Annotated in this window: 14 protein-coding genes; 3 read left to right on the forward strand and 11 right to left on the reverse strand. The window is 71.2% G+C overall.

The window, feature by feature from the left end; all coding sequences use genetic code 11:
• Positions 1 to 527: DMT family transporter (locus VH112_09805; protein HEX4540525.1), on the reverse strand; the 527-nt coding region annotated here is incomplete at its 3' end.
• On the reverse strand, positions 524 to 2,068 hold the full coding sequence (locus tag VH112_09810) for a 2-isopropylmalate synthase (protein ID HEX4540526.1): 1,545 nt from the start codon (positions 2,066 to 2,068) through the stop codon (positions 524 to 526). The genes VH112_09810 and VH112_09805, both read right to left, overlap by 4 nt.
• A gap of 261 nt (positions 2,069 to 2,329) precedes the next feature.
• On the opposite strand from VH112_09810, the gene VH112_09815 reads away from it, so the two are divergent.
• A complete protein-coding gene (locus VH112_09815) occupies positions 2,330 to 2,677 on the forward strand; it encodes a hypothetical protein (GenBank protein HEX4540527.1) in 348 nt (115 codons plus the stop codon).
• A 25-nt stretch (positions 2,678 to 2,702) separates the two neighbouring features.
• Here VH112_09815 and serA read toward each other — a convergent pair whose 3' ends face one another.
• Complete coding sequence (gene serA / locus VH112_09820) at positions 2,703 to 4,271, reverse strand: phosphoglycerate dehydrogenase (protein HEX4540528.1); 1,569 nt, start codon at positions 4,269 to 4,271, stop codon at positions 2,703 to 2,705.
• Positions 4,268 to 5,521 carry a pyridoxal phosphate-dependent aminotransferase gene (locus VH112_09825; GenBank protein ID HEX4540529.1) on the reverse strand — a complete coding sequence of 418 codons (1,254 nt, stop codon included), beginning with the start codon at positions 5,519 to 5,521 and terminating at the stop codon, positions 4,268 to 4,270. Before VH112_09825 ends, serA begins: the two co-directional genes overlap by 4 nt.
• Positions 5,522 to 5,538: 17 nt before the next feature.
• Between VH112_09825 and serC the strand changes: the two genes are divergently transcribed.
• Both serC and VH112_09835 read left to right on the forward strand, forming a co-directional pair.
• Positions 5,539 to 6,687 (forward strand): phosphoserine transaminase, encoded by a 1,149-nt coding sequence (gene serC / locus VH112_09830; protein ID HEX4540530.1) that lies wholly within the window; start codon positions 5,539 to 5,541, stop codon positions 6,685 to 6,687.
• Between the two features lie 168 nt (positions 6,688 to 6,855).
• On the forward strand, positions 6,856 to 7,671 hold the full coding sequence (locus tag VH112_09835; GenBank protein ID HEX4540531.1) for a hypothetical protein: 816 nt from the start codon (positions 6,856 to 6,858) through the stop codon (positions 7,669 to 7,671).
• 143 nt (positions 7,672 to 7,814) lie between these two features.
• Here the strand turns inward: VH112_09835 and VH112_09840 are convergent, their stop codons facing one another.
• From VH112_09840 to VH112_09870, 7 genes are all read right to left on the reverse strand, one after another.
• Positions 7,815 to 8,489 carry an ABC transporter ATP-binding protein gene (locus VH112_09840; GenBank protein HEX4540532.1) on the reverse strand — a complete coding sequence of 225 codons (675 nt, stop codon included), beginning with the start codon at positions 8,487 to 8,489 and terminating at the stop codon, positions 7,815 to 7,817.
• Complete coding sequence (locus VH112_09845; protein HEX4540533.1) at positions 8,486 to 10,087, reverse strand: hypothetical protein; 1,602 nt, start codon at positions 10,085 to 10,087, stop codon at positions 8,486 to 8,488. The genes VH112_09840 and VH112_09845 overlap by 4 nt, the downstream gene beginning before the upstream one ends.
• Before the next feature lie 45 nt (positions 10,088 to 10,132).
• Entirely contained in the window at positions 10,133 to 11,158 is a 1,026-nt protein-coding gene (gene ilvC, locus VH112_09850) for a ketol-acid reductoisomerase (GenBank protein ID HEX4540534.1), read from the reverse strand.
• 16 nt (positions 11,159 to 11,174) lie between these two features.
• Positions 11,175 to 11,720 (reverse strand): acetolactate synthase small subunit, encoded by a 546-nt coding sequence (gene ilvN / locus VH112_09855; protein ID HEX4540535.1) that lies wholly within the window; start codon positions 11,718 to 11,720, stop codon positions 11,175 to 11,177.
• Positions 11,720 to 13,444: an acetolactate synthase large subunit gene (locus VH112_09860; protein HEX4540536.1), complete on the reverse strand. Its 1,725-nt coding sequence runs from the start codon at positions 13,442 to 13,444 to the stop codon at positions 11,720 to 11,722. Before VH112_09860 ends, ilvN begins: the two co-directional genes overlap by 1 nt.
• A 198-nt stretch (positions 13,445 to 13,642) precedes the next feature.
• Entirely contained in the window at positions 13,643 to 14,467 is an 825-nt protein-coding gene (locus VH112_09865) for a hypothetical protein (GenBank protein ID HEX4540537.1), read from the reverse strand.
• Between the two features lie 16 nt (positions 14,468 to 14,483).
• Positions 14,484 to 14,759: a hypothetical protein gene (locus tag VH112_09870; GenBank protein HEX4540538.1), complete on the reverse strand. Its 276-nt coding sequence runs from the start codon at positions 14,757 to 14,759 to the stop codon at positions 14,484 to 14,486.
• Positions 14,760 to 14,820 lie beyond the last annotated feature (61 nt).

Below are 14,820 nucleotides of genomic sequence, written 5' to 3' on the forward strand. Positions count from 1 at the left end.
AGGAAGCGGCGGGTGTAGACGAAGCCGACCCCGTAGCACGCGGCGGCGCCGAGGCAGGCAAGCTCGCCCCCGAGAGTGCCGATCGTCGCCCCCGGTCGCCATGGAGCAAGGATCACCACCGCCCCGAGGAAGCCGGTGACGAGGCCGACCATCCTCGCCCGGGTGGGCCGCTCGTCCGGTAGCGCGGCGATGGCCAGGGCGACGGTGAACAGCGGGGTCGTGGCGTTGGAGACGCCCGCCAGGCCGGACGAGACCCGCTGCTCGCCCCAGGCGAAGAGAAAGAAGGGGGCCACGTTCGAGACCACTCCGAGGACGGCGAGGTGGCCGAGATCGGCCGCCCCCAACTGCGGCGAGCGATGACGGAGCGTGAGCGCGACCACCAGGACCAGCGCGAGGGCGCCCGTCGTCAGCCGGGCCAGGACGATCTGGGCTGGTTGGAGTCCTTCGAGGCCGACCTTGATGAGCAGGAAGCTCGTGCCCCAGATGACAGCGAGGGCGGCGAGCCGGACGAGCGCAGCTCGGTTCAGGGGCCCACCTCTGACGAGCGCACGTGGTTGCGCGCCCGCAGGCGGATCAGCCGGTTGACGGCGTTCAGGTAGGCGCGGGCCGACGCCTCCACCACGTCGGTCGACACCCCGTGCCCGGACACCCGTACCCCGCCGGACTCGAGCTGGACGACCACGTCACCGAGGGCATCGATGCCTCCGGTCACCGACGAGACGTTGAAGCCGGTCATGCTGGCCTCGATGCCGGTGGCCACCCGGATCGCCTGGCAGGCGGCGTCGATCATCCCGTCGCCCTCGGCCGACGCTTCGGACTTCGTCCCCGCCCGGCTGACGATCACGCGGGCGTGGGGCACACCGACGGTGCCGCCGGACACCTCCAGGGACTCGAGCGCGAACGCCTCCTCCATGGTGGCGCCGAGCTCCTCGACGACGATGGCCTCGAGGTCCGCCTCGGTGATCTGGACCTTGCGGTCGGCCAGCTCCTTGAACCGGCTGAATGCGGCGTTGAGGGCGTCGCCGTGGACCGACAGCCCCATCTGGGCCAGCGTCTCGGAGAAGGCGTGGCGCCCCGAGTGCTTGCCGAGGACGATCTGGCGGCCCTGCTGGCCCACCGTCGAGGCGTCGATGATCTCGTAGGTGCTGCGCTCGGCCAGCACACCGTGCTGGTGGATGCCCGACTCGTGGGCGAAGGCGTTGCGGCCCACGACGGCCTTGTTGTACTGGACCGGATAACCGGTAAGCCGGCTGACCAGACGGGAGGCTCGAGCCAGCTCCTCGGTGCGGGCGACCGTCTCCAGCCCGGGGAACTGATCGGGCCGGATCTTGAGAGCCATCACCACCTCCTCGAGGGCGGCGTTCCCCGCACGTTCGCCGAGCCCGTTCACGCACACCTCGACCTGCCGGGCGCCCGCCCGGACCCCGGCCAGGCTGTTGGCCACGGCCATGCCGAGGTCGTTGTGGCAGTGGGTGGACAGCACGTAGTCCCCCGCCACCTCCTTGCGTACGTGCTGGATGAGGGCGCCGAAGTCCCACGGGATGCCGTAGCCGACCGTGTCGGGGATGTTGAGCGTCGTCGCCCCGGCCTCGACCGCGGCCTGGAGGACCTCCATCATGAAGTCGAGCGGCGTACGCGTGGCGTCCTGGGGGCTGAACTCGACGTCGTCTGTGTGCTCACGGGCGCGGCTCACTCCCGCCCTCGTCTCGGCCACCACCTGCTCGGGCGTCATGCGCAGCATGTGCTCCATGTGGGACGGGCTGGTCGAGATGAAGACGTGGATGCGGGCGCGGTCGGCGTCGCGGACGGCGGACCAGCAGCGGTCGACGTCGCCCCGGTGGGTCCGCGAGAGCCCGGCGATCGCGGGGCCCCGCACGGTGCGGGCGATGGTCTGGACGGCGTCGAAGTCACCCTCGCTGGCCACAGGGAAGCCGGCCTCGATGTAGTCCACCCCGAGGCGCGCCAGCTGCTCGGCGATCTCGAGCTTCTCGCCCACATCGAGCGAGATGCCCGGCGACTGCTCCCCGTCTCGCAGGGTGGTGTCGAAGATGATCAGCTGGTCGGCCATCGCAGTTTCCTTGCTTCAGGGCCGGCCTCCCGGGCCGGCCTCGGATTTGTCCCGAAAGTCGTGTGTTGAGGGCGCGGATGCAATAAAAAACCCCCTGGGCCCGAAGGCGCAGGAGGCGTGGGCGAGCGCTGGCGGCGCTCGCCGTCAGGTAAGGAGGAGGCTCGTGGCGGATAGAACCCTTTTCATCGTGGAAAGATCGTCGCAAACCAGGCGCGGGGCGTCAAGACGTTTCGGCGCGCATCGAACAGGAGGCACGCGCTGATGCTGCAGCGATGGGTCCGGATGGTCGTGCTGCTGGGTCTGCTCGCCGGCCTCACGGTGGCTGTGGTGCTTCGCGTCCGCCGGCCCGGGCCGGGCGCCAACGGAGCCCCGTACAACCCGGTGGTGACAGAGGATTGGCCGCCCGTGCCCTCTCGGGTGCAGACCGAGGAACGGTGGGTCGAGCCGGACGGTCGTGTCTGTCCCGCCTCGCACCCCGTCAAGGGCAAGCTCTCGAGCGGACGCTTCCACTTGCCGGGGATGGCGGTCTACGACCGCACGATCCCCGACCGCTGCTACGCCACCGCCGAGGCCGCAGAGCTCGACGGCCTTCAGCGCTCCAAGCACTAGCAGAGCGGGCGAAGCCGCCCACCGATCAGCCCGACGTGACGCTGTGCACGTCGAGGATGCCGTCGGCTCGAGCCAGGCGCTCGAGCACGTCGGTCGGCGTCGGTCGGTCGGTCGACAGCACCATGAGGGCGGTGCTGGCGTGGGCCGAAGGGCCGACGGCCATGCTGGAGATGCTCACCTCCGCCTCGCCCAGGGCCAGGCCCACCACGCCGATCATGCCGGGGCGGTCGTCGTTGCGGACCACCAGCATGTGGCGGGCTGGTGGGACCTCGACCGTGTGATCGTCGACCATGACGATGCGGGGTTCGGTTCGCACCCCCGCCAGGGTCCCCGCCACAGCATGGTCAGGACCGCGCAAGGTGACCAGGTTGACGAAATCGCGCGCCGACGTGGTGGTCGACTCCCTCACCTCCAGGCCGCGCTCCTCGGCCAACTGAGGGGCGTTGACATAGGAGACCGGCTCCTCGGTGCCGGCGGCGAAGAGGCCCTTGAGAATCGAGAGCGTGAGGATCCGGGTGTCGTAGCCGGCCAGGGCGCCCTGGTACTCGATGTCGAGCCGGTCGGGCAGGCCCTCGTTGAGCGAGGCGAAGATGCGTCCCAGCCGCTCGGCGAGCGGCAGGAACGGCCGCACCGTCTCCGAGGCCTCACCGGCGCCGACGTTCACCGCCAGCGGCACGAAGTCGCCGGCGAGGGCGAGCAGCACCTGCTCGGCGATGGTGACCCCTGCCTTGTCCTGAGCCTCCCGCGTGCTGGCCGCCAGGTGCGGAGTGACCACGACAGTGTCCAGCTCGAACAGCGGCGACGAGGTGGTCGGCTCCGTCGCGAACACGTCGATGCCAGCGCCGGCGACCCGGCCCGAGCGAACGGCTTCGGCCAGCGCGTCCTCGTCCACGATGCCTCCCCGGGCGGTGTTGATGATCCGCAATCCGGGCTTGGCCAGGGCCAGGAGATCCTTGCCGATCAGCCCGAGCGTCTCGGGCGTCTTGGGCAGGTGGACGGTGACGAAGTCGGCCTCTGCCATCAGGTCCTCGAGCGACGTCATCGTCACACCCATCTGGCGGGCCCGGTCCGTGGACACATACGGGTCGTATGCGCTGAGCCGCATCCCGAACGAGTGGGCCCGCTGGGCGACCAGCGCCCCCACGCGCCCGAGGCCGACGATGCCGAGCGTCTTGCCGTGCAGCTCGACGCCCTCCCAGCGGGAGCGTTCCCATTTCCCGGCGACGAGGGCGGCATGGGCTTGAGGAAGATTGCGGGCCTGGGCCAGCAGGAGGGCCATGGCGTGCTCGGCGGCGGACAGGATGTTGGACTGCGGCGCGTTCACCACCATGACGCCGCGCCGGGTGGCGGCGGCCACGTCGACGTTGTCGACGCCGATGCCCGCCCGGCCCACGACCACGAGCTCGGACCCGGCGGCGAGCGCGTCGGCGTCCACCGTGGTGGCGGAGCGGACGATGAGGGCCTGGGCGCCGACCAACGCCTGCCGGAGCTCGGCGGGCGACAAGCCGATGCGAACGTCGACCTCGTTGCCGGCGGACCGCAGCAGCTCGATGCCGCCCTCGGCGATGGGCTCGGTGACGAGGACGCGGCTCACGGCGCCGCTTCGCCCAGCACCTCGCCCAGCCGCCGGACACCTTCGATCAGCTGGTCGTCGGCGAGCGCATAGGAGAGCCGGGCGTAACCCGGCGTGCCGAACGCCTCGCCGGGAACGACCGCGACGCGGGCCTCGTCGAGCAGGACGGCGGCGAGCTCCAGGGACGACGTCGGTCGGTGGCCCCTGATCGAGCGCCCCAGCAGCCCGGCCACGGACGGAAAGGCATAGAAGGCGCCCTCCGGCTCCAGGCATGACACCCCGGGGATGTCGTTGAGCCCGGCGTGCAGGAGGCGCCGGCGTCGGTCGAAGACCTGCCGCATGGCGCTCATGGCCGAGAGGTCGCCGGACACGGCGGCGAGGGCCGCCCGCTGGCAGACGTCGGCCACGTTGGAGGTCGAATGCGACTGGAGGTTGATCGCCGCCCGGACCACCTCGGTGGGACCGATCAGCCAGCCGACGCGCCAACCCGTCATGGCATACGTCTTCGACACCCCGTTGACGACCACGCAGCGCTCGGCGGCGTCGGGCACGAGGACGGGCAGCGAATGGTGCGTCCGCCCGCCATAGACGAGGTGCTCGTAGATCTCGTCGGTCACCACCCACAACCCGCGCTCGGCCGCCCACCCACCGATGGCCTCGATCTCGTGGGCGGGATAGACGGCACCGGTCGGGTTGGACGGCGAGACGAACAGCAGCACCTTGGTGCGCGGCGTGCACGCCGCCTCCAGCTGGTCCACGCTCGCCCGAAAGCCGGTCGACTCGTCGGCATGCACGACGACCGGGACCCCTCCCGCCAGGGCGATCGCCTCCGGGTACGTCGTCCAGTAGGGAGCCATGACGAGGACTTCGTCGCCGGGGTCGAGCAGCGTGGCAAATGCCTGGAACACGGCGTGCTTGGCTCCGTTGGTGACCAAGACCTGGGCCGCCTCGACGGCGAGGCCCGAGTCACGGGCGGTCTTGGTGACGATCGCCTCTCGCAGCTCCGGCAGGCCGGCCGTGGGGGTGTAGCGATGGTTGCGGGGATCCCGGCACGCGGCCACGGCGGCCTCGACGATGGGCTCGGGCGTGGGGAAGTCGGGCTCTCCGGCCCCGAAGCCGACGACGTCCTCGCCGCTGGCCCGGAGGGCCTTCGCCTTGGCGTCGATGGCCAGGGTCGCGGACTCCGCCACGGCGCCGACGCGCCGCGACACGGCGGGGGTACGGGTGCCGGTTGCACCCCGACTGCTCGAAGTGTCGAGCGAAGCGGTCATGGTGCCATGCTTGCACAGTGCCAGCCGATCACAGATTCAATAGGCCGCCGGCCGAGATCCGCATACCAGGCCATCTCCTGCCCTCGGACGGCCGCTTCGGCTCCGGGCCGTCGAAGGTGCGCCAGGAGGCGGTGGTCGCCCTGGCGGAAGCCGCGCCCCGGTACCTCGGGACCAGTCACCGCCAGTCCGGGGTGCGCTCGGTCGTGGGCCGTCTCCGGGCCGGGATCGGGGAGCTGTTCGGCCTGCCCGACGACTACCGGGTGGTGCTGGGGAACGGGGGCACCACGAGCTTCTGGGACATCGCCAGCTTCTGTCTGGTCGAGCGGCACAGCCAGCATCTGTCGTTCGGAGAGTTCTCCTCCAAGTTCGCCGCCGTGACCACCGCCGCGCCCCACCTCGACCGGCCCGAGGTCATCGAGTCGCCGGTGGGCACCCATCCGTTCGCCGTCCCGAGATCCGACGTCGACGCGTACGCGCTCACCCACAACGAGACCTCGACGGGTGTCGCCATGGAGATCCGACGGCCCGATGGTGCGGACGGCCTGGTGCTGGTGGACGGCACCTCGGCGGCAGGGGGGCTGCGAGTGGACCCGGCCGAGCTCGACGCCTACTACTTCGCGCCCCAGAAGTGCTTCGCTTCCGACGGTGGCCTCTGGGTGGCCGTGCTCTCTCCGTCGGCCCTCGATCGCGTCGACCGCATCGCCAGCGGCGGCCGCTGGTTGCCGGCGTCGCTCGACCTGACGATCGCCATCGAGAACTCGGACAAGAACCAGACCTACAACACCCCCGCCCTGGCAACCCTGTTCCTCTTCGTGGAGCAGCTGGAGTGGATGCTCGCCAATGGAGGACTGGAGTGGGCCGCCTCCCGGTGCGATCGCTCGGCGGAGATCCTCTACGGCTGGGCCGAGGCCACGGACTACACCACGCCCTTTGTCGCCAAGCCCGACGAGCGAAGCCACGTCGTGGGGACGATCGACTTCGACGACTCTGTCGACGCCGGCTCCGTCGCAGCGGCGCTGCGGGCCAACGGGATCGTCGACACCGAGCCCTATCGCAAGCTCGGTCGCAACCAGCTGCGCATCGCCCTCTTTCCCGCCATCGATCCCGAGGACGTCGCCGCGCTGACCGCCTGCGTCGACCACGTCGTCACGACGCTGGCCGCCTGAGCGGTATCCTGCCTGACGGGCGGAGGTCTCGACCTCTGGGGGAGCCCCGTGGGAACTTCGTCCAGGCGACAGAGCCGGCCGTGGAGGCCGGCCCGATCACAGAGCCGGCCCGGGAGGCCGGCCCGACCACAGAGCCGGCCGTGGAGGCCGCGCGCCCTGGCCGGGATCGTGCTCGGCGTCCTCCTGGTCCTCGGGGCCGCCCCCGCCGGGGCCACAACCAGCCCGGTCGGCTACGACATCTCGTTTCCCCAATGCAGCGCCCCCGCACCGCACTACCCCGCCAACCCGGCCTTCGCCATCGTGGGTGTGAACGGTGGCCTGGCCGCACCCAACCCGTGCCTTGGCCCCTGGCACGGCCAGCCGGGCGAGCTGGCCTGGGCCGCCGGCTCCACCGGCCTGTCGACCCAGCCGCGGGTCTCCTACTACATGACCGCCGGCGATCCGGGGCCCGGTGCCACCTTGTGGCCCGGGACCACGGCCCACCCGAAGTCCTGCACCGGCACCTGGAGCAGCGGCTGCGCCTATGACTACGGCTACCTTCGAGCCGCCGGCTCGCTGAAGCTGGCCCGATGGTTTGCCGCAGTCGGCCGGTCGAACCACCCGCCGGTCGCCGACCCCGCGGACGCTCCCTGGTGGCTCGACGTGGAGACCGACTCGCGCTGGGCCACGACCGGCACCCCGGGCTGGGTGGCGATGAACATCGCCGCCGTGGCGGGGTTCGTGGACGGTCTGCGGGCTGCAGGCGTACGGCTGGACCACATCGGCTTCTACTCCACGGCCTATCAGTGGCGACACATCACCGGCCTCGACGCCTCGACCAGCCGCGCCTACTTCTCGCCGCTGCATCCCGACTGGGTGCCGGGAGCCAGATCGCTGGAGCAGGCCCGGTCGGCCTGCCGCCCGGCCAAGAGCTTCTCGGGCGGGTCCGTCATCATGACCCAGTACGAGTCGGGCGGCTTCGACGCCGACTACCGCTGTCCTTGAGGACGGTCCGGCGCGGGCAGTCCAGCATTGTGCTGTTCCACCTCCGGTCGAAAGCGGGCGCGATGTTCGATAGCGCGTCGCCCATTTTCGAAAGGTGAGGTGAATCCAGAGGACAGCATCGACGGCGCCCCCGCCACCTCGCCTCAGCTGACGAGGCGCTCGACACGTCCGGGCGTGGCCGGACCGTCGTAGACGAGCCGACCGTCCCGCAGGCCCAGGCAGCGGCTGGCCTGGTCCACGTACTCGAGCTGGTGGGTCGCCACCACGACGGCGGCGCCCGCGGCGGCCGACTCTTCCAGCAGCTCGAGCAGGGCCTGGCGCCCCCCGGCGTCGAGCCCGACGAAGGGCTCGTCCACCAGCAGCAGCGAGAAGGGCCGGACCAGGCCGAGGGCGATGGAGGTCTTCTGGCGCAGGCCCCGGCTGAAGCGGGCGGGTAAGTCGTCCACCCGCTCCTCCAGGCCCAGGCGCACCACCAGCTCCTGGCCCCACTCGTCCCAGTCGTCGGTGCCGTGCAGACGGCCCACGTACTCCAGGTGCTCGGCCACGCTCAGGTCGTCGTACAGCACCGGGGCATCGGGCACGTACGACGTGGCGGCGCGGGCCGGCAGCGAGCCCGCGGGGGCACCGACCACCTCCACCCGGCCGTGGCTCGGCTCGAGCAGACCCGCGGTCACCCGCAGCAGCGTCGTCTTGCCCGACCCGTTCGGACCCACCACGATCACCCGCTCGCCCTCCTCGACCCGGACGGTCACGTCCTCCAGGGCGACGGTCTCGTCGTAGTCCTTGCCCAGGCCCTCGCTGACCAGCACGCGGGTCACGTCCGCCTCCCGCCGGTGCCCGCGACCGCGGCCACCTGACCCCTGGTGTGGACCCAGGCGCCGACCACCACCGGGATGATGAGCAGCAGCACGGCGACGTTGGCCGCCGCCGCGGTCGCCGAATGGTGACGGGCGGCGACGGCACGGGCGGCGAGCACCGGCAGCAACCCGGCGGTGGCGAGAACGGGAGGCACCAGCTCCCGGACCAGCGCCCGCAGACCCGTCAGCTCGGGCATGAGGTTGTTGCCGACGACGGCCAGTGGCGGGGCCCGGACGACGCTCACCGCCGCCCCGGCGATGGCGCAGGTGACCGCGGGCAGGAGGGTCGAGCCGCCCACGCCCAGCACCAGCCCGACCTGGCTCAGCGGAAGAGCGGCGCCGATGCCGACCACCGCCACCGCCGCCATCACGACGCACGGCACCGCCAGGTGGCGGAGCTCGACCCACCCCTCCGCGCGTGGGAACGAATCCCGACGGTCGGCGGTGTCGACCTCCTGCGCCAGCGGCTCGACGGCCTCCAGCGCGGCAAGCCAGAGGGCCAAACCGGCCACCACGACGAGCGGGGCCGTGCCCGACCAGACGCCCCGCAGGCTCACCCCCGCTGCCGCACCCAGGACCACCAAGCGAGCGACACGGCGGGCCGGCCATCGGAGTATCCCCCGCCAACCCCTCGTCCACACCGCCAAGCGGATGCCCGAGCCGGGCCGCGTTGCCAGCCGCACCCAGGGACGGGTCCGGGGTCGCTCCTGCGCCAGCTGGCGGCGCAGGAGCATCACGGCGCGCAGATCGCGAACCGTGGCCGCGAAGCGGAGCTGGCCGACCAGCCGGCTGCGCCGTTCGGCCGCCTCGAGCGACAGGCCCCCCACCAGGGCCAGGCCCACGGCAGCCAGGACCAGGGCGACGACGGCCCCGACCAGTGCCGTCCAGTCGAACCCGAGCGGCCACAGCGAAAGGCGGCCGAGCAGCGTGAACGGCGACGACGTCACCCCGAGGGCCAGGTCGGCCGCCGACCACGCCAGCACGACCAGCCCCAGCGCGTTCGCGGCGTAGCGCGGCAGGCGCCGACCGGACGCTGCCATGGCGGCGCCGAGCGCGGCGACGGCGGCCAGGCCACCCACCAGCGCGCCCCAGAGGACCCACGCGCCCGGCGTGCCCGGCAGCCGGCGATAGGCGATCAACCCGACCACCGCCCCCGCCGTGCCGCCGGCGAAGGCGCCGAAGCGAAGCTGTTGGGTGGCGGGTCCGGCGAGGGCGGCGCGGCGATCGACCGGAGCCAGGAGGACGTGGGTCACGTCCGGGCCTTCCACGGCCAGCGGCCCGCCCCGGCCCCCTGATCGGAGGGCGATGGCGATGGCCACGGCCACGCCCAGTCCCACCGCTGCTGCACCGTGCGTCCGGACCTGAGCCAGCGCAGAGGCGCCGAGCCGGGCGTCGCCGGTCACACCGGAGCCGAGGGCGACGACGATGCCCACGGCCAAGGCGGCCAGGTACGCCTGGTAGAGCGCCTCGAAGACGTCGACCTCGGCCAGGCGACGGCGGCGCCGGGCCCGTCGCAGCCCGCCGACGACCGAGGGATCGACGGGCAGGGCGATAGTCATCGGTCGCCGACCGTACCCCGGCCCGGCGCCGGGCGGTCCGGTGCGTCAGCCGCCGGAGACGTCCTGGGGCCGGGCCCGGCCGGCCCCCACGAACGGCATCATGGCCCGCAGCTCGGCGCCCACCTTCTCGATGGGATGCGCCGCCCCCTCGGCCCGCAGCCGGTTGAAGTGTGGCCGTCCGGCTCGGTTCTCCGCCACCCACTCGGCGGCGAAGCGACCGTCGCGGATCTCCTCCAGGATGCGACCCATCTCCGCCCGCACCGACTCGTCGATGATCCGCGGACCACGCGTCATGTCCCCGTACTCGGCGGTGTCGGAGATGGAGAACCGCATCCCCGAGATTCCCTGCTCGTACATCAGATCGACGATCAGCTTGAGCTCGTGCAGACACTCGAAGTACGCCGACTCGGGTTGGTAGCCGGCGCCCACCAGGGTCTCGAACCCGGCGGTGACCAGGGCCGTCAGACCGCCGCAGAGCACGACTTGCTCGCCGAACAGGTCGGTCTCGGTCTCCTCCTCGAACGTCGTCTCGAGGACCCCCGCCCTCGTCGCCCCCAGGGCGTGGGCGTAGGAGAGCGCGAGTTGGCGGGCCTTGCCCGACGCGTCCTGTGACACGGCGACCAGTGAGGGCACCCCTCCACCTTCGGTGAACGTGCGGCGCAGGAGGTGTCCCGGCCCCTTGGGTGCGACCATGCCGACGTCGACGCCGGGGGGCGGAGTGATCTGGTCGAAGTGGATGTTGAAGCCGTGGGCGAAGAAGAGGGCGTCGCCGTCGTCGAGATTCGGTCCGATGGCCGCCTCGTAGACCGCCGCCTGCTCGGTATCGGGCAGGAGGATCATGACCACGTCGGCTTCCTTCGCCGCCTGGTCGATGGCCACGACCCGCAAGCCGGCCTCTTCGGCCTTGGCCCACGAGGACGAGCCGGGGCGGAGGCCCACCCGCACGTCCACACCTGAGTCCCGCAGGTTCAGCGCGTGGGCATGACCCTGGGATCCGTAGCCGATGACGGCGACCCTCCGGCCGGCGAGCAGCGCGGGGTCGGCGTCCTTCTCGTAGTAGAGCGTGGCCATCTCTCTATTCTTCCTTTCAGCCCACAGCCCCGCTCACGCTGCGCAGACGCGGGGCCTGGCGCTCGAGCTTGGGGAGGGCGACGCGACCGGTCCGCTGGAGCTCGACGATGCCGTACGAACGCATGAGGTCCTCGAAATCGTCGAGCTTCGAAGGTGCGCCGGCCAGCATCACGGTCAGCTGGTCGTAGCCGACGTCGACGATCCGGCCCTCGAAGACCTGCACGAGCTCGATGACCTCGCCGCGGCTCTTGGGCTCGGCCCGCACCGTGGCCAGCACGAGCTCCCGCTCGGTCGCCTCGGCCGGATCCAGCTCGGAGATCTTCACCACGTTGATGAGCTTGAACAGCTGCTTGGTGACCTGCTCCAACGGGGAGGACTCGACGTCCACGACGATGGTGATGCGGCTGAAGCGCTCGTCGTCGGTCGGTGCCACGGCCAGCGAGTAGATGTTGTAGCCCCGGCGGGAGAACAGGCCGGCGACGCGAGCCAGGACGCCGGCCCGGTTCTCGACGGTGACCGACAGGATGTGGTGCCTCGGTTGGTTCCCCTTCGCGGGCGCCATCACCGTCCTCCTTCTCCATGGGCGGGGTCGACGACGATGTCGTCGTTGGAGCCGCCGGCCGGCACCATCGGAAAGACCTTCTCCGACGAGTCGGTACGAAAGTCGATCACCACCGGCCGGTCGTCGATCTCGTTGGCCTTGTCGATCGCCGGACCCACCTCCTCGGGGGCCTCCACCCTCAGTCCGACACAGCCCATGGCGTCGGCCCACTTCACGTAGTCGGGCAGGTCAGGCGACAGGTAGACCTCGGAGTAGCGCTCGTCGTAGAACATCTCCTGCCACTGACGCACCATGCCGAGGTAGGCGTTGTTGAGGATGGCGATCTTGACCGGTATGCGCTCGGCGGAGGCCGTCACCAGCTCCTGGGCCGTCATCTGGAAGCACCCGTCGCCGTCGACCGCCCAAACCGTCCGGTCGGGCCGGCCCACCTTGGCCCCGATGGCGGCCGGCACGGCGAAGCCCATCGTGCCCAAGCCACCGGAGTTGACCCACGTGTAGGGGTGGTTGAAGCGCCAGTACTGCGAGGTCCACATCTGGTGTTGACCGACGCCGGCCACGACGATCGTGTCGTCGGGAGTGGCGTCGCGAAGGGACTCGACGACGAACTGCGGCTTGAGCACGCCGTCGGGCGGGTTGCGGTCGTAGGCGAGCGGGTACTGCCGTTGCCACTGGCGGATCTGGTCGATCCACGGCCCGCGATCCGGCACCGGCTCGGGCTCCGTCTGCTGGCGAACGGCGGCGACGAGCTCCTCGATGACCAGGCGGCAGTCGCCGACGATCGGAACATCGGGTCGGCGCACCTTGCCCAGCTCGGCGGGGTCGATGTCGACGTGGACGACCTTGGCCTCGGGGGCGAACGCCGACACCTTGCCAGTGACCCGGTCGTCGAAGCGGCTCCCGAGGGCGATGAGGAGGTCGGCCTTCTGCATGGCGGTCACCGCGGTGTAGTTGCCGTGCATGCCCGGCATGCCCAGGCACATCGGGTGGTCGTCGGGAAACGCGCCGCGGGCCATGAGCGTGGTGACGACGGGGATCCCGGTGTCGTCGACCAGCGCCCGCAGGGCTTCCGCCGCACGGGCCTTCAGGATGCCGCCGCCGGCGTAGATCACGGGTCGCTGGGCGGAGGCGATCAGCCGGGCCGCCTCCCTGATCATGCGGGGGTGGCCGCGCGTCGTGGGCTTGTAGCCCGGCAGGTCGACACCGTTGGGCCAGTACCAGTCCATGGTCGCGTTCGACACGTCCTTGGGCAGATCGATCAGGACGGGCCCGGGCCGGCCGGTCGTGGCGACGTGGAAGGCCTCGGCGACCACCTGGGGGATGTCCTGGGCGTCGGTGACAAGCCAGTTGTGCTTGGTCACGGCCATGGTGATTCCGGTGGTGTCGCACTCCTGGAATGCGTCCGTGCCGATGGCCGAGCGCGCCACCTGACCGGTCACGCAGACGAGCGGGATCGAGTCCATGTAGGCGTCGCACAGGGGGGTGACGATGTTGGTGGCCGCCGGACCACTCGTGACCATGGCGACGCCCGGCCGTCCGGTGGCGTGGGCATAACCCTCCGCCATGTGTCCCGCGCCCTGCTCGTGACGGACCAGGATGTGGCGGATCGTCGACTCGATGATGGGGTCGTACACGGGCAGGATGGCGCCCCCGGGGAGGCCGAACATGACCTCCACCTGCTCCATCTCGAGGCTCTTGATGAGGGCTTGCGCCCCGGTCAGCTTCATCGGGGTGGCTCCAGTGAACTTCGTCGGATCTGCTGCTTCTCAGCCAGACAATTTCCAGCCAAATAAAAGGGCCTCCCGTCTGGGAGGCCGAAAGCGCACGCGTGAGGTCGGCGTGCGCTAGGTGATCACTACGAGGGTGTCGCGGGCGGGCATCGCAATGAGTGTCGCACGGGGCCCGAGGGTCTGCAACCCGCGCCGCTAGATGCTGGGCTCCGCCGGTGGGCGGAGGCGGTAGATGGCCGAGTGCCGGACCCGCTGCACGGCACGGTCGCCCACCACCATGATGACGTCGAGGTGGACGAGCTCGTGACCCCGAGCCTCCGAGAGCTCGACCACCCGGGCCCGGACGGAGACCCGGTCGCCGTCGGTCACCTGGCCGAGGTGTCGCACCTCGCTGGCGGTGTGTATCCACGGGCCGAGGGCGACGTTCGACGCCAGCACGTAGTTGGCCAGCGAGAGCAGCCAGCCCGGATGGGCCACGGCGTCCGGGCCCCTGTAGACGGCCAGATCGTCTCCGACAGCGTCCGCGTAGGCCGCCCCCGCATCGGCCCGAAATGTCGCTTCCAGCGCGCCCAGCGTCTCATGGCTCCCGAACACGTCGCGCGCCGCCGGGCGGCGCTCGTCTGGCGGTGGCAGTGGCAGGACCGCCCAGTCCCCCGGGTCGGGGGCGTCTGAGGGTGCTGCCGGAACCCCGGCGCTGGCCGTGGCGCAGAGCCGACCCTCCCCGTTGGTGACCCCCAGCTCGACAGCCAGGGCACCGGGCTCCCGGGCCGGGCCCACCACGACCTCGTCGCCGTCGTAGAAGGGCGCGACGAAGCGCACGTCCATCGTCCCCTGCTCGAGCCACGCCGGCCCCCAAGCCTCGACGACCGGGTGGGTGACGTAGGCGTAGACCGTGACGCCCGGGACCAGCCCGCCGCCGAAGCCGTAGCGACGGGCCACCGCGTCGTCGTGGATGCGATTGTCCGACTCCGCCGCCGTGTTGCGGGCCAACAAGCGGTAGACGGCCGGCGCGGCGGTCAATCAGTCGATCTCGGGTTCAGTCGATCTCGAGGCGCGCGAGGAGCTCGGCCTTCCGCTCCTCGAGCTCCTCGTAGCTGATGGCGCCTTCCTCGAAGCGCTCGTGGATGGCGGCGAGATGCTCGAGGACCTCGGCGGAGTCCGCACGGCTCGAGTTGGCCGTCGACCCGGAATCCTCCGGTGCGGCATCCGACTCCGACGCACGCCCCTGGCGACGCTCCCGCTTGGCGGCCGCTCGGGCCTTTTTATTGCGGTCGCGCTCGAGTTTGCCGAAGCTGGTTCGCTGCGCGCTCATCTAAATGTCCCTTCTGGGAGATGGTCGCGCCGCCGGCGTGAACCGCCGGCGGCGCCCCAGG

It is taken from the genome of Acidimicrobiales bacterium (genome assembly GCA_036270875.1).
In the GTDB taxonomy this organism is placed as follows: Bacteria; Actinomycetota; Acidimicrobiia; order Acidimicrobiales; family AC-9; genus AC-9.